21 protein-coding genes, 1 tRNA gene and 1 pseudogene are annotated in these 24,082 nt (G+C 55.5%); 9 read left to right on the forward strand and 14 right to left on the reverse strand.

The genetic code is table 11. From position 1 onward, the window contains the following. Positions 1–6 precede the first annotated feature (6 nt). Positions 7–753 (reverse strand): ferritin-like domain-containing protein, encoded by a 747-nt coding sequence (locus FHG12_RS06415; protein ID WP_139514940.1) that lies wholly within the window; start codon positions 751–753, stop codon positions 7–9. Positions 754–1,084: 331 nt separating this feature from the next. Between FHG12_RS06415 and FHG12_RS06420 the strand changes: the two genes are divergently transcribed. Then, positions 1,085–1,576: a regulatory protein RecX gene (locus FHG12_RS06420; protein ID WP_139514941.1), complete on the forward strand. Its 492-nt coding sequence runs from the start codon at positions 1,085–1,087 to the stop codon at positions 1,574–1,576. Positions 1,577–1,600: 24 nt separating this feature from the next. On the opposite strand, the gene FHG12_RS06425 is transcribed toward FHG12_RS06420, so the two are convergent. From FHG12_RS06425 to FHG12_RS06445, 5 genes are all read right to left on the reverse strand, one after another. Beyond that, entirely contained in the window at positions 1,601–2,230 is a 630-nt protein-coding gene (locus FHG12_RS06425; protein WP_139514942.1) for a DUF4230 domain-containing protein, read from the reverse strand. Positions 2,231–2,441: 211 nt separating this feature from the next. Continuing rightward, entirely contained in the window at positions 2,442–3,392 is a 951-nt protein-coding gene (locus FHG12_RS06430; protein WP_139514943.1) for a 1-aminocyclopropane-1-carboxylate deaminase/D-cysteine desulfhydrase, read from the reverse strand. 89 nt (positions 3,393–3,481) lie between these two features. Continuing rightward, positions 3,482–6,037 carry a YfhO family protein gene (locus tag FHG12_RS06435; RefSeq protein ID WP_139514944.1) on the reverse strand — a complete coding sequence of 852 codons (2,556 nt, stop codon included), beginning with the start codon at positions 6,035–6,037 and terminating at the stop codon, positions 3,482–3,484. Between the two features lie 179 nt (positions 6,038–6,216). After that, positions 6,217–6,501: a DUF4834 family protein gene (locus tag FHG12_RS06440; RefSeq protein WP_139514945.1), complete on the reverse strand. Its 285-nt coding sequence runs from the start codon at positions 6,499–6,501 to the stop codon at positions 6,217–6,219. A 24-nt stretch (positions 6,502–6,525) separates the two neighbouring features. After that, positions 6,526–7,275, reverse strand: a complete 750-nt coding sequence (locus FHG12_RS06445) for an FkbM family methyltransferase (RefSeq protein WP_139514946.1) — start codon at positions 7,273–7,275, stop codon at positions 6,526–6,528. Between the two features lie 207 nt (positions 7,276–7,482). Between FHG12_RS06445 and FHG12_RS06450 the strand changes: the two genes are divergently transcribed. Further along, complete coding sequence (locus FHG12_RS06450; RefSeq protein ID WP_139514947.1) at positions 7,483–8,136, forward strand: hypothetical protein; 654 nt, start codon at positions 7,483–7,485, stop codon at positions 8,134–8,136. A 15-nt stretch (positions 8,137–8,151) separates the two neighbouring features. Here FHG12_RS06450 and FHG12_RS06455 read toward each other — a convergent pair whose 3' ends face one another. Then, a complete protein-coding gene (locus FHG12_RS06455) occupies positions 8,152–8,616 on the reverse strand; it encodes a hypothetical protein (protein WP_139514948.1) in 465 nt (154 codons plus the stop codon). 188 nt (positions 8,617–8,804) lie between these two features. Here FHG12_RS06455 and FHG12_RS06460 point away from each other — a divergent pair. After that, positions 8,805–8,877: transfer RNA gene (locus FHG12_RS06460), tRNA-Thr, on the forward strand. A gap of 130 nt (positions 8,878–9,007) precedes the next feature. Here FHG12_RS06460 and FHG12_RS06465 read toward each other — a convergent pair. Further along, positions 9,008–9,763 carry a hypothetical protein gene (locus FHG12_RS06465; protein WP_139514949.1) on the reverse strand — a complete coding sequence of 252 codons (756 nt, stop codon included), beginning with the start codon at positions 9,761–9,763 and terminating at the stop codon, positions 9,008–9,010. A gap of 203 nt (positions 9,764–9,966) precedes the next feature. Here FHG12_RS06465 and FHG12_RS06470 point away from each other — a divergent pair, with 203 nt between their 5' ends. Together FHG12_RS06470 and FHG12_RS06475 are read left to right on the forward strand one after the other, a co-directional pair. Further along, positions 9,967–10,767: an SDR family NAD(P)-dependent oxidoreductase gene (locus FHG12_RS06470; protein WP_139514950.1), complete on the forward strand. Its 801-nt coding sequence runs from the start codon at positions 9,967–9,969 to the stop codon at positions 10,765–10,767. 92 nt (positions 10,768–10,859) lie between these two features. Next, entirely contained in the window at positions 10,860–11,594 is a 735-nt protein-coding gene (locus FHG12_RS06475; RefSeq protein ID WP_139514951.1) for an SDR family NAD(P)-dependent oxidoreductase, read from the forward strand. Between the two features lie 105 nt (positions 11,595–11,699). Here the strand turns inward: FHG12_RS06475 and FHG12_RS06480 are convergent, their stop codons facing one another. Then, the gene (locus FHG12_RS06480; protein ID WP_139514952.1) at positions 11,700–12,074 is read right to left on the reverse strand and encodes a hypothetical protein; all 375 of its coding nucleotides are present in this window, start codon (positions 12,072–12,074) and stop codon (positions 11,700–11,702) included. A 317-nt stretch (positions 12,075–12,391) separates the two neighbouring features. On the opposite strand from FHG12_RS06480, the gene FHG12_RS06485 reads away from it, so the two are divergent. Next, positions 12,392–13,003, forward strand: a complete 612-nt coding sequence (locus tag FHG12_RS06485) for a C40 family peptidase (protein ID WP_139514953.1) — start codon at positions 12,392–12,394, stop codon at positions 13,001–13,003. A gap of 444 nt (positions 13,004–13,447) precedes the next feature. Continuing rightward, positions 13,448–13,525 (forward strand): annotated as a pseudogene (locus FHG12_RS06490) (YkvA family protein); the annotation flags it as partial. 606 nt (positions 13,526–14,131) lie between these two features. Here FHG12_RS06490 and FHG12_RS06495 read toward each other — a convergent pair. From FHG12_RS06495 to FHG12_RS06515, 5 genes are all read right to left on the reverse strand, one after another. Continuing rightward, the gene (locus tag FHG12_RS06495) at positions 14,132–14,443 is read right to left on the reverse strand and encodes an acyl carrier protein (protein WP_230471314.1); all 312 of its coding nucleotides are present in this window, start codon (positions 14,441–14,443) and stop codon (positions 14,132–14,134) included. A 93-nt stretch (positions 14,444–14,536) separates the two neighbouring features. Next, entirely contained in the window at positions 14,537–18,058 is a 3,522-nt protein-coding gene (locus FHG12_RS06500; RefSeq protein WP_139514955.1) for an efflux RND transporter permease subunit, read from the reverse strand. A 105-nt stretch (positions 18,059–18,163) separates the two neighbouring features. Beyond that, entirely contained in the window at positions 18,164–19,282 is a 1,119-nt protein-coding gene (locus FHG12_RS06505; protein ID WP_139514956.1) for an efflux RND transporter periplasmic adaptor subunit, read from the reverse strand. A gap of 63 nt (positions 19,283–19,345) precedes the next feature. Then, positions 19,346–20,896, reverse strand: coding sequence for a TolC family protein (locus tag FHG12_RS06510; RefSeq protein ID WP_139514957.1), 1,551 nt, complete (start codon positions 20,894–20,896; stop codon positions 19,346–19,348). A gap of 38 nt (positions 20,897–20,934) precedes the next feature. Continuing rightward, positions 20,935–21,549: a TetR/AcrR family transcriptional regulator gene (locus tag FHG12_RS06515; protein ID WP_139514958.1), complete on the reverse strand. Its 615-nt coding sequence runs from the start codon at positions 21,547–21,549 to the stop codon at positions 20,935–20,937. A 222-nt stretch (positions 21,550–21,771) separates the two neighbouring features. Between FHG12_RS06515 and ispF the strand changes: the two genes are divergently transcribed. Both ispF and FHG12_RS06525 read left to right on the forward strand, forming a co-directional pair. Next, positions 21,772–22,251, forward strand: a complete 480-nt coding sequence (ispF, locus tag FHG12_RS06520; protein ID WP_139514959.1) for a 2-C-methyl-D-erythritol 2,4-cyclodiphosphate synthase — start codon at positions 21,772–21,774, stop codon at positions 22,249–22,251. 144 nt (positions 22,252–22,395) lie between these two features. Then, positions 22,396–24,075, forward strand: coding sequence for a M28 family peptidase (locus FHG12_RS06525; RefSeq protein WP_139514960.1), 1,680 nt, complete (start codon positions 22,396–22,398; stop codon positions 24,073–24,075). The last annotated feature ends 7 nt before the right edge of the window (positions 24,076–24,082 follow it).

The following is a 24,082-nucleotide window of genomic DNA, read 5'->3' on the forward strand; positions in this document are numbered from 1 at the left end:
GCCAGCTTATTCTTTGGGCAGGTTGCTCACGTTGAGCTTCGAGCCTTTCTTGAGGAAAGCATTGGCCGTCATTACTACCTCAGCAGGCGACTTAGATTTCTCTAGGCCGGTGCTGAAATCCACCACGTCGGGGCCTACAAACGAGCCATTCTGGATCAAATCGCGAATCAGGGCGGCGTGCCGGGCCTCTACCGACACTATTTTGCCGGCCAGCGTCAGGTAATCGGGGTTGGCGATGAGTTTGCCGGCTCCGTTATAAGCCGACACACCCAAATCTTCGAATGCTTTGGCCGTAGTCAGGACACTGGTGCGGTCGGAGAAATTAATCGCCGAAAAATCGGGTTCCAGATTCTTGATTGGGCTGCCGCCTAGCGCCGTAATGGCTTTTTTGAAGAAGTCGCGGTGCGCCACTTCGTGCGCGGCTACATCTTGCAAAATCTGCCGCTCGGCCGCCGAAGCGCCGGCATAGTATGGGCTGGCTACTACTTGCGCATAAAAAGCCGCTTCCAATTGCTCCAAGGCGTAGGCATAGTTGAGGATGCCAAAGTCGCCGGAGCCGACATTTACCTCGTTCTTGTTGGCTTTCGGATTTTTAAAAATCTCTTCCAGCACATCGTTGCAGCCGGTTAGCGCCAAGCTTGTGGCGGCTACTCCGAGCCCGGTATACCGTAGAAAGGAGCGACGCTGCAATGGCGTGTTCAGCCCCTCCTCTACCGAATTGGATTCGGGGGTTAGTAATGGTAGTTTCGACATATTTTTTTGGATAAATGGTGGGAAGATTGAAAGCATACGCAGTCCTGTCGCCACCAGATTTAGTTAGGCATAAAATAAGTATTTAACGCAATTTTATCCGTGTATATTACAGTATATCAGGAGCTTATGAAGCTGTTTTAAGCTTGGATTTATCCTGATATCCACGGATATTTCAATACGATTGCTCCTATTAGCGCTGATGAATTTGAGAGCAGCATTATCGCCTTAGTTTTGCCAACTTGCGGCCTGCAAACCCGAACGCCCGCAGCATTCGCAATGTTAATTGAGTACATCACACCGGCGCTCTTTCACCTGCCGGCTGCTAAGTCGAATGGATCAACCGAAAAAGAAGTTTTACACGCCCGGTGAGGCCCTGCAAAAGATCGCTGCCTTCTGCGCCTACCAAGAGCGCAACCACAAAGAAGTGGAAGAAAAGCTTCGCAGCTACGGTCTCGACGAGGACGAAGCCGGCGAGATTATCATTCGGTTGAGCCGCGAAAAGCTGCTCGACGAAGAGCGGTACGCCAAGAGTTTTGTGCGGGGTCGGTACCGGTTGAAGAAATGGGGCCGGCGCCGCATTACGCAGGAACTCAAGCAGAAAGGTATTTCGGACTTCTGCATTAAAGCGGGCCTGAAGGAAATCGATGGCGACGAATACTACGCCAACCTCACGACGCTGCTCGAAAAGAAAAATGCCCTCGAAAAAGAGCGCCATCCGCAGAAACGCAAGCAAAAGCTCATGCAGTACCTAATGCTAAAGGGCTACGAAATGGACCTGATTCAGATGGCACTGAGCGACTTAGGCAAGGAAAGCGAGGATTGATATAAGTATTTGATATACATATATTTACCTTTTGCCTGGTACTTGCGGGGGCGCCGTTTGCTGCACGAGTACGACGCGCCGGCCAGTCATGGTTTCCAGCATGGGCCTTAGGATTTGCTGGGCATTCTGCTGGGTTTGGGCCAGAATCCCGGATTGCAGGGCCGAGCGGCGCACGTTTTTTTCGGCGTATTTGTAGGCTTCGTCTACCAGCTCGGCGTTGCGCAACAGGCCATTTTCGACGCTATACACTTTGCTTTGGCTGTGGTCGATGCGCCAGCTGCACAGTTCGGCGGGCGGCAGCGCAATGCGCACTACCGAGTCGCCTTCAAACACCACGTCCTGCGCCCGCACTTTGCGCAGATCGAGGCAGCCCACGGCATCGCCCGCCACGATAAGCGCCACTTTTGCGTCTTCCAGAAAACGGTACGTGCCTTTGCGGTACTCCACCACGTCTTTGAAATTGTAGCGCACCAACTCCATGCGGCCCAGGGCCTCGACTTTGGTCAGGACGGTGTTGTGCGTGACCGTGATGCGCGGATCGGAATTGAGGGGGTTGTCCAGCAGCACCGGCTGGACTTTTTTCCAGAGAAACCAACCTAACCCCACTAGGAAAACCAACGGCAGCAAGCGACGCAGCAAACGAACAACAGGCATAAGCACAAACAGAACAAGACACTACTTTAGGGGCAAGGTACGGGAAGCACTGGGTTTGGGTCACTTTTGCTTGGATGCAAGCGGCCCATGCACAGTACGCCATCAAATCCCTGTCCACTGGTATTTTGGATATGAACGTGATCTGAAACACCTAAAGCGAACGCACAAAGTATTGATTTACAATGTTTTGTGGTTTTAATCCAATCGATACCTATTCTATTTCCGGCCACCAGGTGCTGCGCGACTCATAGCGCTGGCGAAAACCGGCCCACGCCTGCAAGCCGCCCGTGTGGACGGCCACCACGGTGCTGCCCGGCTCAAAATAGCCTTTCGCAATCAGGTCGAGCACCCCGAACAATAGCTTGCTGGTGTATAGGGGATCGAGTAGGACACCATGCCGCTGCTGAAACTCACGGATGAATGCCAACAGCGGCGGCGAAAAGCTGGCGTAGCCTCCAAAATGGTAGTCCGTTTGCAATGCCCAGTTGGTATAACGCTGTCCGACAATCTGTTGCGTGAGAGCATTCACGTCGTTGCGCAGGAAATCACCACCTTTCAAGGCGGCTATGCCCACAGCCTGACGCGTGCCGGCAAGGCCTGTGAGCAAACCGGCCAACGTGCCCCCAGTGCCACAAGCCACGCACAACGCATCGAAGGCCGTGTGGGCAGCTAATTCCGTTACCAGCTCAGCGCAGCCGCGCAGGGCCAGCGCATTGGTACCGCCTTCGGGCACAACGTACGCCGGGCCGGTTTGCGCTAGTAGCTCCGCCTGAACTGCCGCTTCGTGCTTGCGACGGTACGTGTTACGATCGAGGTAGCGCAAGGTCATGCCGTGCGCCACGGCCTGCGCCAGCGTCGGATTTAGCTGATCATCTTGGGCCAGTTGTAGCTCGTCGCCACGCACCACGCCAATAGTATTGAAGCCGTATAAATGCCCAGCCGCCGCGACGGCGGCCAAGTGATTGGAGTAAGCCCCGCCGAATGTCAGGAGCGTGTCGTGGCCTTGTTTGCGGGCCTCCAGCAGGTTGTATTTGAGCTTGCGCCACTTGTTGCCGGGTAGCTCCGGGTGGCGCAGATCATCGCGGAGCAGCAGCAGCCGGATGCCCTTTTGCTGGACAACCGTCTCCAGAATATCTTGTATAATTATCTCATTATCAATCATTTACTAATAATATAAAAATCCATCGCCTGTCATCTTAGGAGAAAGATGACAGGCGATGGAGGCTGTTAAAGACGCGCGGCCTGTGCTGCTTACGCTACCAACTGCTGCTCTTCTACTACCGGCTCAGGCTTTTGCCGGATGGCATATACCAAAGCCCCCAGCAGGGCCAGAATCAGGAGAACAGAAGAGACCAGCGATACCGTGTTGCCGATGGCGTAGGCCTTGGGCTCGAACTTAAACTCGATGATGTGGTGCCCAGCAGGCACGGGCATGGCCCGAAGCACGTAGTTGGCGCGCACATGCGGCACCAGCTTGCCGTCGAGGTAGGCGTTCCAGCCGTCGGCGTAATAAATTTCCGAGAACACCACGAAGCCGTCCTGCGCGGCATTGGCGTCGTAGCGCAGTTCGTTGGGCGAGTAATTGGTGAGGCGGATGGTAGAGCCAGCCGCATTGTAAGTGGTTTTGTCGAGAGGGAATTTCGAGGCATCCACGACGGCCGTAGTAGCCACGTTGAGGTTAGTAAGCGCCTGAATTTCCTGGTCAGGGTTCTGCACTTTCTGCACTTCGCTCACAAACCAAGCGTTGCCCAGCGCGCCGGGGTTGCGCTGCACAGGCTGTTTAGGGTCGCCGGTGATGAGGTAACGCATGTTGAGCATGTTGAGCACGCCGGGATTGTTATTGGAAATCTGCCGCTCAATTAGGTCTTGGTAGCGGCGCAGCTTGGCGCCGTTGTAGCCCCCGATGCTCTTGTGGAAGTACGACGTATTGGCCTCACTGAAAGGGTTCTGCAAATTCAGCACGCGGTAGCTCAGGTCTTTGTCCTGCAGAATTTGCTCATCGACTGCGGTCGGTACAAACTGCTGGGCTACGGTTTCGCGCTGGAAGTTGCTGTCGTTGAGGTAGCGCTTGTCCACGGTCCAGAGGTCCACCAACGTCAGGGCGGCCACCAACATAGCCGCCAGCGACACCGACAGCTTGCGCTGCAAATAGAAGTACAAGACGCCACCTGCCATCAAGATGAACACCAGCGAGCGAAGCACGTCGGTACGCATCAGGCTGGCGCGATCTTGGCGCAAAGCATCAAGCGGGAAGCCACTTTGCTGCAACTGAGCGTCGATGGGCGAAGCGAAATTAGCGCCTAACCCAAACAGGAAAGCCAGGATGCAGATGCCGGCCGTGATACCCACGGCGTAGAGCAGTTTGCGCTTCAAATCGGCTGTTTCAGCAGTGTCCACTGCTTTCGGGGCCAATGCCGGATGTGAACCGGCCGGTAGCGGTGCTGTTTCGGGGCGTGTGCGCAGGACGCGAGACAGGGCTAAGATGCCTAGCAGCGGCATGGCCAATTGCGCAATCACGAGTGCCATCGACACAGCCCGAAACTTGTCGTAGCCGGGGAAGTAATCGAACATGAAGCCGTTGAACGACTCGAAATTCTTGCCCCAGGCCAGCACAATCGACAGGACGGTACCGATCAGCAACCAAATGCGCGTGCGACGATCGGCGACAAACAAGCCCAGCACAAACAGCAAGCACACAACCGCGCCCACATACACCGGTCCGCTTGTGCTCGGCTGATCGCCCCAATAAAGTGGCAATTGGCTCAGGTAGTCGCGTAGCTGTACGGGCGGGACTCCTAGCTGCGAAAGGGCTTGCCCCGTAGCCGAGCTTTCACTCAGCTTGGCTTGCGAAGCTCCACCGAAGTAATTGGGAATCAATAAGGTAATGGTCTCGCCGACACCGTAGCTCCACCCGAAAGCGTACTCCCGATCGTGGGCGGTGCTGGCCGATTCACCGTCGGCAGGGGCTGGCGCTTCTTGGCCGGGCGCAGTTGGCAATGGCGTTTTCAGCTCCGACTTGCCGCGGTTGGAATACTTGCTGTATTGTGCCGTAACGTAAAGGCGGCCAAAGCTCACCCCGACAGCCAACACGCTTGCCGCCAGCAGTAACGCCGTGCGGTTCAGGAAAGCAGCCGTGCGTTTTTCGCGCACCGCAAACACCAGCTCCACGATGCCAAACACCAGCACCAGCAGCAGCAGATAATAGGTGATCTGAACGTGGTTGGAACGTAGGTTCATCGTCAGACCCAATGCAAACAAGGCCGCACCCAACCATCGGTTGCGCCGAAACGTGACCAGCAAACCCGCCAGCACCAACGGTGCGTAGGCCAGCGCCAGCGACTTGGTATTGTGCCCGGCTGCCAGAATGACCAGGTTATAACTGGTAAAACCCAACGCGATGGCACCGGCGACGGCTACTAACGGCCTCACGCCCAGCGCGATAAACAACACATAGCCACAGAGCAGCGCCAAAAACAAATTGGCCACCACCGCGGGCAGATGCAGCGTGAAAATCTGGTGCAAGTATACCGACAAGTCGCCCGGGAAGCGGGTACTGATCATGTAGGTGGGCATGCCGCTGAACATGGAGTTTGTCCAGAGGGCTTCTTGGCCGGTTACCTCGCGGTATTGAGCAGCTTCGTGCGCCCCGCCGTTAAACTGCACGATGTCGTGCTGGGCCAGCGTTTTGCCTTCAAACAGGATCGGCGAGAAATACACAGCGGCCAGCGCCAGGAAAAATACAACGGCCAACAGGTGCGGCAACACCCGTCGCCACAGTGGCACGCTGCCGGAAGAAACGGTAGTCATGAAGCGTAAAAAGAATCGGATAGGTCCCGCCAAATCCCCCGATCTGGCCAGGCAGCCCGAAGGTAGCCTGTTTATTTCATTTGCAGCAACCTACCGCTCGGAGCAGCGCTTTGGGCTCAGCAGCAGGTTGAAAAGGGCGTTTGTGCTACGCTGTGCTATAGCAGGCAACCACTCAATCGTTACTTAACCTCCTCAAAATCAACATATTCCCCACCTTTAAACTCCGTAGGCTTTGACTTTTTTTGCTTGGGTGGCACGTAATCTACATGGACCTCACCTGGGGAAGAAGGCGGAGGACCTGTGGGGGGCGTAAAGGGTGATTCGAAAGGCGTACCACCAAATTGCTGCCCGTATTTGCGGGCTTGTTTCTGCACAAAAGCCCCCACCAACAGACGCAACACCACGGGTACAACGTAGCGTACGACAAAGGAAATGATGAGCAGCGTCAGGATGAACTTAACCATTAAGGAACGTCCGAAGTGGCGGGATTAAGAAGTGGGTTGAAAGTAAAAATCGGCGGTAGCAGGGCTGGCCAACTCGGTGGCCGTGCAGGGCACAAGTTCCAAACGCGCAGACAACTGAAATGGTTTGTAGCCCAGCGAATCTAGTAGCGCTACCACGGCCTGGCGGTTTTCGAGGCCGTTTAGCTCGGTTTGGATTAGCGGCCGGAAGCGGCGCAGCGTGCCCTGCATATGGCGAAACACCTCGTACTCAAAGCCTTCCACATCGCACTTCACGAAGTCGAGGCGAGTGAGGTCAGTGAAGAGCTCGTCGGGTTGGCGCATGGGCACGTCGTAGGTGCGGGCGTACTTTTCGGCCGTGTTGCTGGCGGCTACTTTGGTCATGCCGTGGTGCAGCAAGCCGTCGCGCTCAGGCGTGCCCATTTGCACGGTGGTGTTTTGGCCGCCTAAGGCGTAGGGCAGCAACGTGAGGTTGTCGTACCCACTCAAGCGCACGTTGTCGCGCCAGATTTGCTGAAACAGCGGAATAGGCTCAACGGCTAGTACTTTCCCTTGCGGCCCCACCAGCTTCGATAAGGCCACGGAGTAATACCCCAGGTTAGCCCCAATATCAATACAAGTAAACCCTTGATTTACAATATTTTGCAAAAAGAATAATTCCGGATATTTCTCTTTGCCCCAGCCAGCGCCCACCAGTCGCAAATACACACGACTAACCAAACGGATGTAGCGCTCGAAGCCAAGCGCCCGGACGAGGAGTTTGCGGAGTTCTTTCATTACGGGCGCAAAGATGCCGGAAAGGCAGCAAATGCCTGTTATGCCCGTGCTCGGAAAGCCTGAGGATGCAAGGGCATATGCCGCCTACTGGACTTGTACGCCGGCCAGCTGCTTTGCTACCAAATAAGCAGCCGTTTCCGTTGCCTTTTCGCCCAAATTTATGGATATTATATCCTGATATTATTATACTCTTTCACTGCTATCAGTATGTTGAAATCGTGGCATCTGATTTTCATCGCCGGGCTGCTGAGCAGTTCTGCCTACGCCCAATTGGCGGTGCCGGGGTATATCGTTACGAACCATAACGAAGTGATTCACGGCGCCATTCGCATTCAGGACCCAGTGAAACAACAACACGAAGTAGAATTCATTGCGCTCAATGGCCAAGGCTACACCCGATTTGACGGCAGCCAACTGATGGGGTACGGCTACATCACCAAAAAAGACACTGTTCGGTACATCTCCACGGTTGCCACTGCCAAAACCGAGCATGGCAAGGCCAGTCGGCTTTTCCTGCGGCAACTCTGTGCCGGTCCGGTGCAACTTCTGGATTACTATTTTCCGGTTTATTACAGCGGCATTTCCCAATCGCAATACGTCACCAATTACCGGTACCAGGCGCCGCCAGCGTCCTATCTGGGCCGGGTCGATCATTCTGTGCTGGTTTGGCGAGCGGGGCAGGCTGGCTTTGTGGAAACCCGAGCCTGGAAATTCCCTCAAGAGGTAGCAGAATATTTTGCTGATTACCCGGCTCTGAAGTCCGATCTGCACGCCGGCCGCTACCGCCGCCGCGACTTGCAAGCCATCGTGCGGCGCTACAATACATGGCAACTAGCCCAAACGACTAACACTGGTAAGTAGCTACCGCACAGGCGTTTACTTACGAGCCTTACTCCAGAGCCGCGACGCGCCTGCCGCGGCCAGACCGCCTAATAAGTACCACGCTACAGTCATGGCTTTCGTTTGGGGCGTGCGGTTGCTGGGCGCTTTGCCTAAGCCCATCGGACCGGGCAACAACACGCCACCTACGCCCGCGGCCAGTCCCAGCAGAGCACCTCGCCGCCAAGCGTTCTTACCCCGGCCGATGAAGCTGTAATACAAACCGTTGCTGAGCAAATCGCCGGCCAACGTCATGTAATACAATGTTTTGTGGTTGGGAGCGGCAACACCGGCTTTGTCGAAGATCTTGCGCAGGCCGCGCTCGCCAAACAAATCCATGCGCGGGGCATCGTCGCGCCGAATGCGGCGGACGGTTTCGTGCACCACATTCAACACGATGGCTCCGGCCAGGCCGCTGCCCAAAGCCTGTGGTAATGCCGAAGATTTGCCAGATTTTGCCATAACGCTCAAAAGTAAAATGCGGCGCCCCGCATGCGTGAGTAAATAGTTGTTACAACGGCCGCCCAAGCGTGTAGGTTATGAAGGTGTCGGCACCCGGCTCGGCTGCAAAAAAATGCGGCTCCCACTTGTGACATTTCTGTGGGCCTGCCTATCTTTGCCCTCCCCAGCGGCGCTGCCACTGCGGAAACGCCTTCTTAGCTCAGTTGGTAGAGCAGCTCATTCGTAATGAGCAGGTCGCAGGTTCGAGTCCCGTAGAAGGCTCTTTGCACGAAGCCCCGTAGTCAGGTATTGACTACGGGGCTTTTTGTTGTTTGCCTGCCGCAAACGATCACAAAAAAGGCCAGATTCCTAAGAATCTGGCCTTTTTTACAACTACTTATTAATCAATCAATTACAAGCCATTGTCATAAGAGTCATCGGCCATGTTTGAGGCCGAGCTGCCGCTGCTCCGATAACCTTGCTGGCTAGCCGATGGGCCTTGATCGCGGCGCTGGCTTTGGTTGCCGGAACCGGAGGTGTAGCCCGAACTAGAGGAGCCGGAGCTGTACTTCGAGCTAGAGCTGGAGCCGCCACGGTAACCCGAGTTAGACGAGTCTGAGCCGTAGCCGCTGTCAGAACCGTAGTTGCTGCCGCGGTAGCTGTCGCCGGAAGAGCTACGCTTGTTGCCCCACGATTTGTCGTGCTTCGATTCTGGTTTTTCACCTTTCGAGCGCAGCGCCAAGAATACACCGCTACCAACTAAGGCGGCGGCTCCGACAGCCAGCCACTTCTGGCTGCTGCTCATGTTGTTAACCTGCTCTACGGCTTTGTTGCTCCAGTCTTTTACCTGGCTGAGATTAACGTTTTCCAGCAACGACTTGATGCCGCCTTGCGACTCCTGGTTTTGGTTCTGGCGGCTGTCGCCTCTGGAAGCGCCCATATTCCCCGAGCCCGAAGAAGACGAGCCCATACCCGAAGAGGCATTGGCGTCTGAGCTGCTCGTTCTGCTGCTGGAGGCGGTTGAGGCCGAGCCCATGGCAGTATCCTGGTTTTGGTTGCTCTGATTGGAAGCGGAAGAACCTTGTGGCTGTGCAGCCGAAGATGATTTGCTAGCGCCGGCACCCGACGAATTAGGTTTGTTAGCGGACGAATTCGGGTTGTTTTCCATGATACGGGGTGGTTATGTAATTAGGAAAGACTAAGTGCGCCTTTTGCAAGATCGCATAGCAGTCTATTCGTAATTCGGGGTCATGGGGTTGCAAATGGGCCAATACTTTTCGCTACGCTCGGGCCGGGCAACCTTCTGGGTTGTTGGACAGTACCTGAAGGATTGTCCTTTATCAACTACCACCTCAATCATTCTTTCAGATTATGGCTAAGGATCCCAATCTCTCCGTGGCTCTCGTAACCGGGGCCGCCAGCGGCATTGGCCAAGAGCTCGCGCATTTGCTCGCCAAAGACCAATACCAGCTCATTCTGGTCGATCAGAACCCCGGCGGCCTGCAAGGCTTTGCCGACCATTTGCAGAGCGTCCATCACATTCAGCCCACGCTTATCACGCAGGATCTCAGCCAACCCGGCGCGGCCCAACGCGTGTACGACGAAGTAAAGAACAAAGGCCTGCAAGTCGATATCTTGGTTAACGACGCGGGCTTCGGTCTTGCCGGTCCGTTTCTGGATGCCGACATCAACCGGCACGTGGCCATGATTAACACCAACATTACGGCCTTGATGGAGCTCACGTTCCTGTTTGGGCGCGACATGAAGCAGCGCAACAAGGGCCGCATTCTGCAACTGGCGTCGCTGGCTTCGTTTCAACCCAACGCCAACTTGGCGGTGTACGGCGCCACCAAAGCATTTGTATTGTCGTTTACGGAGGCCATCACGGCCGAGCTACAAGACTCAGGCGTTACCATCACGGCACTGTGCCCCGGCGCCACCGAAACTGAGTTCTTCGTGACGGCCCACGCCGAAGACACCAAAGAAGGCCAGAGCAAGAAAGCCGACCCGAAAGACGTGGCTAAAGATGGCTATGAAGCCCTGATGAGCGGCGAGCCGCGCGTAATCTCAGGCGTCAACAACAAAGTAATGGCGACCATCACCAACGTGGTGCCCGACAAATGGCTGGCGGCCATGAGCAAAAAGCAATTTGAGCCGGCAGCTAAACAATAAGCTGTCTTTCTGGATTTTACTTCGGCTGCCGCCTTCTGCTTAAAACAGAGGGCGGCAGTTTTTTACCCTACTCAGCAGCAAGTACCGACCCCATGGAAAAGCGTTTTCAAGACAAAATATGCCTAGTTACCGGCGCCACGTCCGGCATTGGGCGCGCAACGGCCATCCGGCTGGCGCAGGAAGGCGGCCGGGTGGCGGTGCTCGGCCGCAACGAGCAGGAGGGCCAAGAAGTGCTGGCTACCATTGAGGCGGCTGGCGGCGAGGCTATCTTTCTGGACACCGACCTGGCCGACGACGCCCAGCTTGCGGCAGCCGTGCAACAAACCCTCGACAAGTGGCAGCGCATCGATGTGCTCATCAACGACGCCGCCATGATGACGTTCAAACCCATAGTCGACTTGGACCCTAAGGATTGGGATAAGCTGATGAATGTAAACATTCGGGCCCTGTTCCGGCTCTGTCAGCTGAGTTTACCGCACATGCAGGACGGCCGCATTGTGGCCGTCAGCTCGGTGCACGCCCACGAAACCACTGCCAATGTCGTTCCCTACGCAGCCAGCAAAGGCGCGATGGAAGCTTTTGTGCGCGGTCTGAGCCAAGAAATACCGCATTCCAAAGCACGCATCAACGCCGTAGCACCCGGAGCCGTCGATACGCCCATGCTTTGGGACAACCCCAACGTAAAAAGCGGCGCCGAGAAAGTAACCGGGCAAGTCGGCACCCCAGAAGATTTAGCAGCCGCTATTTGCTTCTTGGCTTCCGACGAAGCCAAGTTCATCAACGGCACCACGCTCGTCGTAGACGGCGGCCGTCTCGACGCTTTATAAATACCTTATTATCAATTTATTATACAAAACAAGCGGGGGCGACTATCTATGTGATAGTCGCCCCCGCTTGTTTTGTATAGGGTAGCACGGACTGCAAGTTCGGCGCTATCCCTTTTTCCGTTTGGGGCCAACGCCCTTGTGGCGTTCTTCGGGAGCGGGCAGTGGCAAGCCGCCGGCATACAGGTGCGCTTCGCACTCGCCGGCTTGGCGGGCTTCGGCTTCGAAAGGAATGTTGTAGTAGCCGTGCCGCACCCAGCCCAGCAGGTACTTCCACAGGAACCCCCAATAGCCGTGCTCGCGAAACTGGCGGATGTGGCACATCTCGTGCGCCACCCAGTGCGGATCGCGCAAAAACTCTTCGCGCGTGGCGCCGCTCAGGTGGATGCTATTGCCCAATACCATGGCCACGCTGCCGCTCCCCAGTTTGAGGCGAGCAACACGGGCAAAAGGCGAATTTTCGATGATGCGCGGGAGCTCCATAAACAACTGAAAACGAAGGGGAAATATACGCGGCGCGCAACTGGACAGTTTTATATTATCTCAAGAATTATTTGCCATTTTATTGAACTCAGCAAAGAAAATCGTGTAAAATCCGGGCCAAAACTTGGACCGCAGATTTTTTATGGCTTAGCTTTAACTAATGGCGCAAGAAGAATTCCCGCTTCTACGGCCATTTGTAAAACGCATTTTGCCCACACTTTTTCACCACTTCAGGGACTCGAATTACTCGAAGCAAAACGACCCGACGGCCTTCCGAAAGTTCTCGGAATCCGCCTTTTGCCACCCTACGACGGACAATGAAAAACAGCCTCCTGTATTGCCTCGCCGCTGCCTCCATGGCCCTTTCCTTTTTCTTTGAAAGAAGCCCCGATTCTCACCTACGCAACCGCACCAACGCCCCAATTATTGCCGAAGCCTCGCTGCTTCCTGATTTCAGCGGCGGCAAAGAACACCTAGCCGCTTCAGCCTCCTACCGCGACTCGCTCGCGTATCATTACTACTCCCAAACCTTGGGCCTGAATCTGGCCTATACCGAGAACAAGGACTTGCTGCGTACCGTAACCGACTGGCTCGGAACTCCTTACCGCTACGGCAGCAACTCCAAAAAGGGTACCGACTGCTCCGGCTTCGTGACCCGCGTCTTCAAAGAAGTATACGGCATTACTCTTCAGCGCAGCTCGCGCTCCATGTTTCAGAACGTGCAGCGCGTCGCGAAGGACGAAGTAAAGACCGGTGACCTAGTGTTTTTCCGTCGCGGTCCGGGCCAGCCCATCTACCACGTTGGCATCTATCTGAAAGACGGCAAGTTCGCGCATTCGGCCTGCAACGGCGGCGTGATGGTTAGCTCCCTTAACCAGGCCTATTACCACCGCAACTTCTACGCAGCCGGCCGCGTTGAAACCGAATAGCGGTCGCCGATGATCATTTTTCAAGCCTCGTTCTTCCGAACGAGGCTTTTTTTGTGTCCATTTGCCGACGCAAAGCCTACAAAACCATTTTGGGCTGAAACAGTATAGAGAGGCAACCGCCGAAGCCGCCTGCGGCCACAGCGTCTCTCCCCTTTTCATTTTACTCCTATGGACGCCAAAAATCCCAACGGGGAGCACATTGCTTCCTCCCCCCTCTTCAAGAAATTCCTTGGAAAGGCTGAAGAATACCTCAAAAAGCCTTCCCGCATCAAGACGCTGCTCAACGACGCCTACCAAAAGGCCAGCGACAAAAAAGACATCGGCACTATTGCGCACGAAGCCTGGGAAAGCCTGCAACTGTTGCTACGCTTGGTAAAAGCCTCGGCATCAGGCGAATACACGGGCTTGCCAACCACTACCATTGTGGCAGCGGTAGCCGTTATCATCTACTTCCTAAGCCCGATTGACCTGATTCCGGATTTTATTCCGGTGCTGGGCCTCTTGGATGACGTAGCGCTGGTAGCCTGGTTTACGTCGACGCTGACGGGCGAGCTGGACAAGTTTGCGGAGTGGGAAGCGACCCGCCCTGTAGTCGTGAGCGACCCGAAGGCCAGCGATATTCGTCCCGGTTCGGCCTCGACGCTGCACACTTCCAGCGATGGCACGAGCACCGGTTCCGGCCCCAAGCCCAAAGGCGAAAGAGTGGGCGCGGTTGAACACTTCGAGGAAACCAAAGAATCAACTAAGAAACACGGCACCGAAGATCTGAAGCCCGCTTCCGGCTCGGTTTCCAATACCGATTCTGGCATTTCGTCCCCCGACAGCACCAATCCCAACCCCAGCCTGACCGGTCCCACCGACCCGGATCCTAACCCCAATGCAAAGATTCACTCGGACGCCGCCTACAATACCGATGGCAGCCGCACCCCCAACAACGGGCCTAATGACACGGGTGGCAATGTGAGATAATTATCTCATAATCAATTAGCTACAAAAAAGCCCGTTCCTAATGAGGAACGGGCTTTTTTATTGGCCTATTCTGCCGTGCATGCCGGAGAACCGCGAGGCTGAAAACGCAAACAGTTGTGAGGCCTTACCACTAAACCAGGGCCTCACAACCGTTTGAGGTTAAGCGGCACGTTCGGCTTCGGGCGTGTGCGTAGCCACGTACGTCACGAAATCGCCGACGGTAGCCAACGGCACCTCATCGGGAATCGTGATGTGAAAGCTGCGCTCCAGTTCCAGAATAATATCCACCACGTCGACGGTGTCGAAGCCCAGCTCGCGGCTTAGGCTGCTTCCGATACGCAGGCGACGGGGCTTAATAGCCTTGCGCTTGCTGATGATGCGCAACACTTGCTGCTCGATGGATTTGGGGGCGGAGGTCGTTGAGGTGATCATAAGGGTAACGACGTTGAACGGATAAGGAAGGGTAAGCAATCTAAAATCGCTGGGCGCTAGCTGTCTTTTGTTAATAACTTGGCTATCAAAGCCTTATAATCACCCAAAAGACAGCCAGCACTTCAGGATTCATTAGTATTCGGCCAAAATCGGCGGCTGCGCAGCCTCTACTTCTTCGGCGTCGGCAATGGCTTCATCGGTTGTATCGTCGGCGCGGCGGCCGGTGACTTTTTCGTGGATGCGCTCGTTGAGCAGGTACATCACGGGCACTACCAGCAGCGTAATCATGGTGGCGAACACCAAGCCGAAGATGATGGTCCAGGCCAGCGGGCCCCAGAACGTTACCGATTCGCCCCCGATGAAGAAGTGCGGCTCAAACGAGTTGAACAGCTCGTAGAAGTCGATGTTCAAGCCAATGGCCAGCGGAATCAGACCCAGTGTGGCGGCCGTAGCCGTCAGGATTACCGGGTTCAGACGCGTGCGGCCGGCCATCACGATGGCCTCTTTCAGCGGCATGCCTTGTGAGCGAAGCATATCGGTGAATTCGACGAGCAGAATGCCGTTTTTCACCACGATACCTGCCAGCGCAATGATACCTACTCCGGTCATCACGATGCTGACGTTCATGCCCGTAATGGCCAGGCCCAACAGCACCCCAATAACCGAGAAGATGATTTCGGTGAGGATGATGAGTGGCTTGCTCACGGAGTTAAACTGCGTCACAAGTACCAGGAAAATCAGGGCAATGGCCCCCAGAGCAGCTACGCCGAGGAAGGAGCTGGTTTCCTGCTGGTCTTCCTGAGCGCCCCCCATCCGGATGCTATAGCCGGGTGGTGTGGGGTACGCTTTCAGCGCCGTCTCGATCTGGCGAACCACATCGGGACCGGTGAAACCAGTCAACACATTCGACGAAATCGTGATCACGCGCTTCACATCTTTGCGCTTGATGCCGCCATAAGTCGTGCCGTAGTTTACGCTGGCGACCGACGAGATCGGTACCTGACGAATGGCGCCGGTAGCGTCGCGGAAGGTCAGGGGCGAATTCAGAATGGCGTCAATATCATCGCGATACGGTTTGGCGTAGCGCACCTGAATCGGATAATCGTCGTCGGCCGTCTTGAATTTGCTGGCTTCGTAGCCGTAGATGGCCGTGCGCACTTCTAAGCCAATTTGACCGGTACTGAGTCCTTCGCGGTTGGCCCGCGTCCGGTCGATGTTGACCGCAATTTCGGGGTTACGGTCTTCCAGGTTCGAGCGCAGGTCTTCGATGCCACCGATTTTCAGCGAGTCAATGTAGCGCTCCACATGCTTCGACAGCTTGGCCAACTGCTGGTAATCGTCGCCAACTACCTCAATGGCAATCTCTTTGCCCGTGGGCGGACCGCTGGCCTCTTGGTCAACCGAAATCTCGGCGCCGGGTATGCCTTTTACCGCTTCCCGAATCTTGTCTAGGTAGGTGCTGGTAGCCGGACCGGTGCGCTCACTGGTTTCTTTGAACGCCACGGCCACTTTTGCCAAGTTCGACTGCGACGTACCCGAAGCCGAAGCTTCGCTGGGGTCGGAGGCGCCGATGGCCACGTTGCTAATCACCGATTCCACGTCGTGGTTGTTGCGGCCGACCACGTTGTAGACGCGCTTTTCCAGCTCACGTGCTACCGAATCGGTTACTTCTACCCGCGTGCCCACGGGCATTTTCAGGTAGGTATAGATGAATTTCGGATCGCCTTTCGGGAAGAAATCAACTTTTGGCTGACGGGCCACTACGGCAAAGATGGACACCACAAACAGCACCACCATGCTCAGCATCACCAACACCGGGTTGCTGATGGCCCAGTTGACCAAGCGCGCGTAGCCGTTCTGGAAGCGCGGCAACACTTTGGTCTGGAAGCTGGCGATACCTTTGTTAAATACAAATATGTTCAACCAGATAAAGGCTGCTATAAATAGCAGTAGGTTACCAATGAAGTGACCGTGCTCTTTGAAGAACCCTGGAGATTCAATACTAACCCCAGCTGAGACGCCAGGCGCTACAGCCACGCTGGCTCCTGCAGAACCATTCATACCAATTAGATTGAACAGTACGCCCAACCCAACCAATGCTGCCGTCCAGATCAGCAGGTTACGCGTCACTTTGGGTTTCTCGCCGCTGTGGTGGTCTTCGCGCTGCATGAACGACACGGCAAATACCGGGTTCATGATGAACGCCACCAACAACGAAGCCATAAGTGTAACTATCAGTGTTACAGGTAGATAGAACATAAAGCTACCCACGATGCCCGGCCAGAACAGCAGCGGCACGAAGGGCGCAACCGTCGTCAGGGTGCCGGCCAATACCGGCACGAATACTTCACCCGCCGCGTACTTAGCGGCTTGCGCCGTTGTCAGGTTGGGATGCTCGTGCAGCAAGCGGTGGGTGTTTTCGATGACCACAATGGCGTCGTCGACCACAATGCCCAAGGCGAGCAGGAAGGCGAACAGTACAATCATGTTCAGCGAGAAATCTAGCACCGGCAACATCAGGAAAGCCAGGAACATCGAGATCGGCACGGACAAGCCCACGAACAGCGCGTTGGTGGTGCCCATGAAGAACATCAGGATCAGCGTCACGAGGATGAAGCCGATGATGATCGTGTTGATCAGGTCGTGAAGCGTTACGCGCGTGTCGTTGGAGGTATCGCCGGTTACGGTGATGGTCAGCTCCTTCGGCAGGGTCTGCTTCGAGTCCTTGATGATTTGCTGAATCTTATCGGAAGCGTCGATCAGGTTTTCACCCTGGCGCTTAATTACGTTCAGGGTGATGGCCTGCTTGCCGTCGAGGCGAGCGTACGATTCGCGGTCCTTGAAGGCATCTTCCACGGTGGCAATGTCGCCGAGGCGAACAGCCGAGCCGTTGAGGTTTTTCACCTGAATATCAGCGATGTCGGCAGCCCGCACGTATTGGCCGGCCACGCGCACGGCGCGTTTTTGGTCGCCTACGTCGATCGAGCCACCCGAAACGGTGATGTTCTCGCTCTGGATGGCGCGCTCGATATCCGAGAAGCCCAGGCGCGAAGCCCGCAGCTTGTTCAGGTCCACGTCCACGTTTACTTGCTGCTCCAAGGCACCAATGATATCGACGCGGGTGATTTCGGGCAGGGCTTCAATCTTGTCCTGGAAGTCGTCGGCGAACTTCTTCAGCTGGGTAATCGGCAGATTACCAGCCAAGTTGATGTTCATGATCGGCATCTCCGACAGGTTTACTTCCTGCACGGTAGGCGGCGTGGGCAAGTCGTTGGGCAGCTCGTTGCCGGCTTTGTCCACAGCATCTTTAATGAGCTGCTTGGCATATTGCACGTCGACGCCCGAGTCAAACTCCACGTCCACGATGCAGTAGTCTTGGTTGGAAGTGGAGTTAATTTTCTTCACTCCGTTCACCGACTTGATCTCTTTTTCAAGCTGGCGGGTCACCAAGTTTTCGATGTCGGTCGGCGACGTGCCCGGATACACCGTAGCCACGATAATACGCGGGATAACGATATCCGGGAATTTCTCTTTGCCCAGCTTGATGTAGGCAAATATCCCCGACACGCACAACAGCAGCGTAATAATATATATGCTGGTCTTGTTATCAATCGACCAGCTGGTCGGCTTGAATTCTTTTTCTATGTCTTGCATGCTGATTTGGGTCGTAGGAACGGCTCACCGCCGCCCGTTATTTAGTCCACAATCATCAGGTTGAAATCGCTCGAAGGGCTTAGGCAAGCAGCCCAGCCAGTCGCTTTACAGCGATACGACCTGCCCTTCATTAACATTCTGATAACCAGCTGAAATCACCTGATCATCCAGTTTCAATCCCTGCGTTACCTCTACTTTCCCGTTGTAAGTAGCCCCGGTCTGAATAATGCGCTTGGTGGCCACCTTCCGATCGCCCTTCTGCTCCACCACGTACACATAACTGTTCTGCTCGTCTTTCTGCACCAGATCAACGGGTAATACGGTCGCGTTCGGGCGGTCGTAGTTCTCAATGCGCACCGTAGCCACCATGTTGGGGCGCAGCTGCGCGGCTTCTTTGCTGTTCACGCGTATTTCCACGGTGAACGTGCGGCTGGTTTGGTTGATCGTGCGGCCTACTACCCGCACCGTCGAAGGCACTTCCTGCGCCCCCAAGTCCGGGATGGTCACCAGGGCTTTATCGCCCGCTTTGATGCGGTTGGCATACGCTTCCGATACGTCGGCCAGAATCTTGCCGCCGCTGCCGCTTACCACACGGGCTACCGGCGTGCCCGGCGACACGGCTTCGCCGAGCTTGGGCAGCACGTCGTCGACGGTGCCGCCGAAGGGAGCTACCACGTTGTACATGCTGCGCTGTTGGTTGAGCGTGGCGAGGTTACGTTGCAGGGCTTCGTAGTTATTCTTGGCTTGCAGGTACTGAATTTCGGTGCCAATCTGCTGCTTCCAGAGGCGGTCCTGCTTTTCATAGACGACGCGCGCCAAGTCCATGCGCGTGCGCAGCTCCGCAATGCTGGCATCCAGAATAGAGGCATCGATGGTAGCCAGCACTTGGCCTTTGCCGACGCGGTCGCCGCGCTGCACCCGGATGCTGGTGAGCGTACCGGCAGCGCGGGCCGCTACGTTGGCCGACTGGTCGAAATCGACGCGGCCCTGCACTTCGAGGTAGCTTTTAAAGGTTTCGGGCTGCACCTTGATCACCGATACGTTTACGGCGTTCGGAGCAGCCGCCGCGGTTTTCGTACCAGTTTTGGCTTCCAACTCGGCTATTTTGGCTTGGTTAGCAGCCTGCTCCTTTTTCAGGTTGGCAAGTTCGGCGGCCGGGTCTTTCTGACCGCAAGCAGCCAAGAGAGACAATGCCAACAGAGCCGCGGAAGTAGTGTATTTCATGGGGAAAAAGCTGTTCGCTTTTAAGGAAGAACGGTACATAAGAAAGGGGGCGCGTGCCGCTTATTACTTGGAAGTGTAGAGAGTGCCGGCCGCTTTGTCGAAATCGACTTTTGCCACCAGTGCGTCATAAATAGCTGAGTAATAATTAGTTTGCGCTTGGCGCAAATCCGTCTCAGCAGTAATCACTTCGAGGTTGGAGCCTACGCCCTCCTGAAATTTGATTTTGGCTACGCGGGCCACGTTGGTGGCAAGGTCGAGGTTAGCTTTCTGGTTGGCCAGGATGTCCAGCGAGTTTTGCAAGCTGGTTTCGCCCTGGCGGCGCTGGAGGTCAATGCTTTGCTGAAGCGTGGTAAAACCTTTGTTTGCTTGTTCGAGCGCGAGTTTGCCCTGCTGAATTGAGTACTTCTTGCGGAAGCCATCGAACACCGGAATCTGGAGTTGCAAGCCGTAGTTGCCGAAGCCAAACCAGTTTTCGTTGAGAATAGACCGGCCGCTAGGCGACAAGTAGGTAGAGTTAGGACCGCGGAACTCCAGCAAGCCGCCGAGCCGAGGGTCCGAACCAATAAAGCCGTAATTCGCTACAAAGTTTAAGGTCGGGAGGTAGCCGGCCTTGCGGTTGCGGATGTCGAGCACCGCCAGATCGCGTTGGGTTTCAAGCACCGAATACTCTATGCGCTTGCTATAGTCGAACTCGTCACCGGCGCTCTTGAGTTTTTCACGCGAAGCATCTACCAAGGCTGCATCAAGGCGGTCGGTGAGTTGCACGGGCTGGCGCTGGTCGAGGCCCATCTGAAACTTGAGCAAGGCCACGCTCAGGTCGATCAGACGCCGGGCGTTTTGCTCTTCAATTTTGAGGTTATTGGCCTGCACCTGCAAGCGGTCCACGTCGAGTTTTTCCACAAACCCTTGTTTGAAAGTCTGTTGGGTCTGGTAAAGTAGCGTATCGAGGCGGCGCACGTTGCGGGCAAGCAACTCCAAGCGTTCGCCGGCCACTAACGTGCTGTAGTAGGCTTTCGAAACCTGCTCCACTACGTCAATCTCCGTCTGCTTGGTTTGCCGCACCGACAGTTGCTCGTAGGTTTTGGCAGCCTTTAAGCCAATCAGGTACGAGCCGTTGAACAGCTGCTGCGAAAACGAAGCCGAAGCATTGCCCTGGTAGCGCAAGCCAAACGCCAACGGCGTAGGGCCACTCGACTCGACTTTGGTATAATCGGGCGACAAAATCACCGTTTTGCCGCTGTTTACGTCGGACAGCTGCTGGGGCGTGAGCGTGGCGCCGTTGAGCGTACCGGGCCCGCCGGTGAAGGCACCGAAATCTACCAGCGACTTCTGAAGCTTGTAATTATCTGTAATTGAACCATTTACATTAAGCTGCGGCAAGCCCGATGCCCGAATCTCGCCGACGCGGGCTTCGGCCACCCGCTCATTAATGCGCTGGGATTGTAGCGTCGATTTGTTTTGCAGAGCGTAGTCAATGGCCTGTTGGAGGCTCAGTGCCATGGGGGCACCGGTTGCCACCGGCTGACCGGTGGCGGGCGTCTGGGCAAGCAACTGGTGCAGACCTAGAAATCCCAGCACGCCAAGAAGCAGCAGGAAGCGGAGCGAATTTTTCATAAACGACAAAAACGGTAAGCGAAAAGAAGCAAGGAAGGTCATTTGGCCTCCGCCAGGTGGCGGTACTGGGTAATCAGGTTATATCCTTCTAACGTAACCAAGCCTAACATAAAGTGCTCAGCATGAATCAGTTGCACCCTACGCGGCTCAAACTGGCTGGCTGGATAAACCTCCGGGTTGAAGGCCAGCTCGATCTCCGCCAAGCGAAGGCGCGCCAATACATCCACGTCGAGGTCGGGGCGGTATAGGCCTTCGCTGATGCCCCGTTGCAGGTTGCTTTCTATCTGATTGAGAATGAACTGGTTCTTAAACTTGAGCCACATCTGCCAGGTAGCAGGGTGGTATTTCTGCAGATCGTAGAAGATGCTGGGATGCACGTCGGCAAATTGCTTTTTCATCCATCCCATCATCACGAAGAGCTCCTCAATGGCCGACGAAGCGCGCTGGCTGAGCACGTCGCACTCGCGTTTGTTGAGCAGAAGGTGGTGCTCCATTACACCATATACAATCTGGTCTTTGTTCTCAAACCATTTATACAGCGTCTTTTTGGACATCGCTAGGTGCGAGGCAATGTCGTCCATCGACACACTCTTGATGCCGTTGCGCATGAACAGCCCTTGTGCCGATTGTAAAATGCGGTCTTTGATTTCCATGATTCCGAGGCAAAGATACGGCGGAAACTTTTATTGATCCCAAAGTTTCCATAATCTTTTTACTATCTATTTTCGCCTCGGAATAGTTCCTTATTGGTATAGACGCACAAGCCGCCGCTTTACCCTACGCTCCGGCAATTTTTTCTGAAAAATTTTCGGTGGCAGCGCCGGGCCGTACCTTGTCGGGCAATAGTTGAGTATTCGTCCCCTAGTTCTTCCCGTATGAAAATCCGCACCGGCTTCGGCTACGACGTGCACCAGCTCCGTGAAGGGTTGCCCTTTTGGCTCGGAGGCATCCAAATTCCGCACACCCACGGCGCGCTCGGCCACTCCGACGCCGACGTGCTTATCCACGTCATCTGCGACGCCCTGCTGGGTGCCGCCAACCTGCGCGACATCGGCTTTCACTTCCCCGATACCGACCCGCAATACAAAGGCATCGACAGCAAGCGTCTGCTCTCGGAAGTGGTGCGCCTGCTGCGCGAGCGCGGCTACACCATCGGCAACATCGACTCGACCGTGTGCCTGGAGCAGCCCAAGGTGAACCCGCACATACCGGCCATGCAGGCTACACTAGCCGAAGTAATGGGCATTCCGGCAGATGACATTTCCATCAAAGCCACTACTACTGAGAAACTTGGCTTCGTGGGCCGGCAAGAAGGCGTTGCGGCTTATGCTACTGTGCTGATTGTGAAGCCCTAAGCCGTGCGGTTGAGAGCCAGCGGCTGAACCTTACTTTTTCAGGCCCGGTTTTCTGCCTGTATTGGGGTAGCAACCTTCTCTGCCCTGGTGTGTCTTTCGCCGAATCACTCCACCCGTTTTTCTTTTGTTGCCAACCTGCTTTTCATGAAAAAATACTCCTTCTACGCCCTGCTGCTGGCCGTCTGCTGCGCCACCACAGCCGGAGCACAGAACGCGCCCGACAAAACCAAAGTCAAAATAAAGCGCAAGTCGGAAGCGGCCACCTCAGCTCCGCAAGCCGCAGTTGCCCCAGCTCCTGCTGCCGACCTGGCCCAAACCTACGGCAACACCATCACGCAGGAAGATCTGCGCAAGCACCTGTCTGTTCTGGCTTCCGACGCGTACGAAGGCCGCGAAACCGGCGAGAAAGGCCAGAAAATGGCGGCTGAATACATTGCCAAGCAGTTTGCTGATCTGGGCCTGACAGGTCCGGTGAAGAACTCCGACAACCCTTACTTGCAGCACTTCACCATGGAGCGCTCGACCTGGACCGACGCGGGCACGCTGAAAGTAGGCAGCCAGACCTACAAATGGATGACCGATTTCTACGGGTATGGCAACTCGCCTTTCCAGACGGCGACCGTGGTGCAGCCCGTGTTTGTGGGCTACGGCATCGAGCAGGATGGCTACTCCGACTACGCTACCGCTGGCGACGTGAAAGGCAAAGACCTCATCGTGTTGCTGGGCGAGCCAATGTCGGCCGACGGCAAAGCGCTGCTGGGCAAAGACGGCAACCCTAGCAAATGGGGCAATGAATACCGCGCCAAAGCGGCCGTAGCTACGCAGAAAGGCGCACACAGTGTGTTTTTCGTGGATCTGAACCCAAACAGCAACTTCGGCAAAACAGCGGCGCGAATGGCCCCGTACTTGGCGCGCCCGAGCATCGCGTTTAAGGATGCAACCCAGCCGGGCCGCGCGGCCATGTTCTTTGTATCGCCGGCCGTGGCGTACCAGATGCTCGGCACGACCCAAGCCAACCTGGCAAAGTACACGGCTGCCGTCAACAAGGCAGGCAAGCCTGTAGCTTCGACTTTTAAGCCCGTCAAATTCACCATCACGGCTCCCAAAAAGAAGGAAGACTTCACGACGGAAAACGTGCTGGGCTTTATGGAGGGCACCGACAAGAAAGATGAGATCTTGGTGTTATCAGCTCACTACGACCACATCGGCATTATCAATGGCCAGGTAAATAATGGCGCCGACGACGACGGCTCGGGTACCGTGACGGTGCTGGAAATGGCCCAAGCGTTCGCGCAGGCAAAAAAAGAGGGCCATGGCCCACGCCGCAGCATTCTGTTTCTGACCGTGACGGGCGAAGAAAAAGGCTTGCTGGGCTCGGAGTACTACACCGACCATCCGGTGTTCCCACTTGAGCAAACCGTAGCCGACCTGAACACCGACATGGTAGGTCGCACCGACAAAGAGCACGAGGGCAAACCAACTTACATCTACGTCATTGGCTCGGACAAGCTTTCGTCGGAGCTGCACAGCATTGTGCTGGCTAACAACGAGAAGTACACGAAGATGGACCTCGACTTCCGCTTCAACGACCCGCAGGATCCGAACCGCTTCTACTACCGCTCCGACCACTACAACTTCGCCAAGCACAAAGTACCGGTGGCGTTCTTCTTCAACGGCGTGCACGACGATTACCACGGTGCCGGCGACGAAGTAGAGAAAATCGAATTCCAGAAAATGGAGCCGCGCGCTCGCCTGGTTTTCTACTCAGCCTGGGATTTGGCTAACCGCGACAACCGCATCATGGTGGATTCGAACAAGCTGTAATTCAGAT

This window comes from Hymenobacter jejuensis (assembly GCF_006337165.1).
In the GTDB taxonomy this organism is placed as follows: Bacteria; Bacteroidota; Bacteroidia; order Cytophagales; family Hymenobacteraceae; genus Hymenobacter; species Hymenobacter jejuensis.

Bases quoted from the DNA above. Each gene is read 5' to 3' on its own strand.
- FHG12_RS06415 (WP_139514940.1), bottom strand. From the start codon at position 753: ATGTCGAAACTACCATTACTAACCCCCGAATCCAATTCGGTAGAGGAG.
- FHG12_RS06420 (WP_139514941.1), top strand. From the start codon at position 1,085: ATGGATCAACCGAAAAAGAAGTTTTACACGCCCGGTGAGGCCCTGCAA.
- FHG12_RS06425 (WP_139514942.1), bottom strand. From the start codon at position 2,230: ATGCCTGTTGTTCGTTTGCTGCGTCGCTTGCTGCCGTTGGTTTTCCTA.
- FHG12_RS06430 (WP_139514943.1), bottom strand. From the start codon at position 3,392: ATGATTGATAATGAGATAATTATACAAGATATTCTGGAGACGGTTGTC.
- FHG12_RS06435 (WP_139514944.1), bottom strand. From the start codon at position 6,037: ATGACTACCGTTTCTTCCGGCAGCGTGCCACTGTGGCGACGGGTGTTG.
- FHG12_RS06440 (WP_139514945.1), bottom strand. From the start codon at position 6,501: ATGGTTAAGTTCATCCTGACGCTGCTCATCATTTCCTTTGTCGTACGC.
- FHG12_RS06445 (WP_139514946.1), bottom strand. From the start codon at position 7,275: ATGAAAGAACTCCGCAAACTCCTCGTCCGGGCGCTTGGCTTCGAGCGC.
- FHG12_RS06450 (WP_139514947.1), top strand. From the start codon at position 7,483: ATGTTGAAATCGTGGCATCTGATTTTCATCGCCGGGCTGCTGAGCAGT.
- FHG12_RS06455 (WP_139514948.1), bottom strand. From the start codon at position 8,616: ATGGCAAAATCTGGCAAATCTTCGGCATTACCACAGGCTTTGGGCAGC.
- FHG12_RS06465 (WP_139514949.1), bottom strand. From the start codon at position 9,763: ATGGAAAACAACCCGAATTCGTCCGCTAACAAACCTAATTCGTCGGGT.
- FHG12_RS06470 (WP_139514950.1), top strand. From the start codon at position 9,967: ATGGCTAAGGATCCCAATCTCTCCGTGGCTCTCGTAACCGGGGCCGCC.
- FHG12_RS06475 (WP_139514951.1), top strand. From the start codon at position 10,860: ATGGAAAAGCGTTTTCAAGACAAAATATGCCTAGTTACCGGCGCCACG.
- FHG12_RS06480 (WP_139514952.1), bottom strand. From the start codon at position 12,074: ATGGAGCTCCCGCGCATCATCGAAAATTCGCCTTTTGCCCGTGTTGCT.
- FHG12_RS06485 (WP_139514953.1), top strand. From the start codon at position 12,392: ATGAAAAACAGCCTCCTGTATTGCCTCGCCGCTGCCTCCATGGCCCTT.
- FHG12_RS06500 (WP_139514955.1), bottom strand. From the start codon at position 18,058: ATGCAAGACATAGAAAAAGAATTCAAGCCGACCAGCTGGTCGATTGAT.
- FHG12_RS06505 (WP_139514956.1), bottom strand. From the start codon at position 19,282: ATGAAATACACTACTTCCGCGGCTCTGTTGGCATTGTCTCTCTTGGCT.
- FHG12_RS06510 (WP_139514957.1), bottom strand. From the start codon at position 20,896: ATGAAAAATTCGCTCCGCTTCCTGCTGCTTCTTGGCGTGCTGGGATTT.
- FHG12_RS06515 (WP_139514958.1), bottom strand. From the start codon at position 21,549: ATGGAAATCAAAGACCGCATTTTACAATCGGCACAAGGGCTGTTCATG.
- ispF (WP_139514959.1), top strand. From the start codon at position 21,772: ATGAAAATCCGCACCGGCTTCGGCTACGACGTGCACCAGCTCCGTGAA.
- FHG12_RS06525 (WP_139514960.1), top strand. From the start codon at position 22,396: ATGAAAAAATACTCCTTCTACGCCCTGCTGCTGGCCGTCTGCTGCGCC.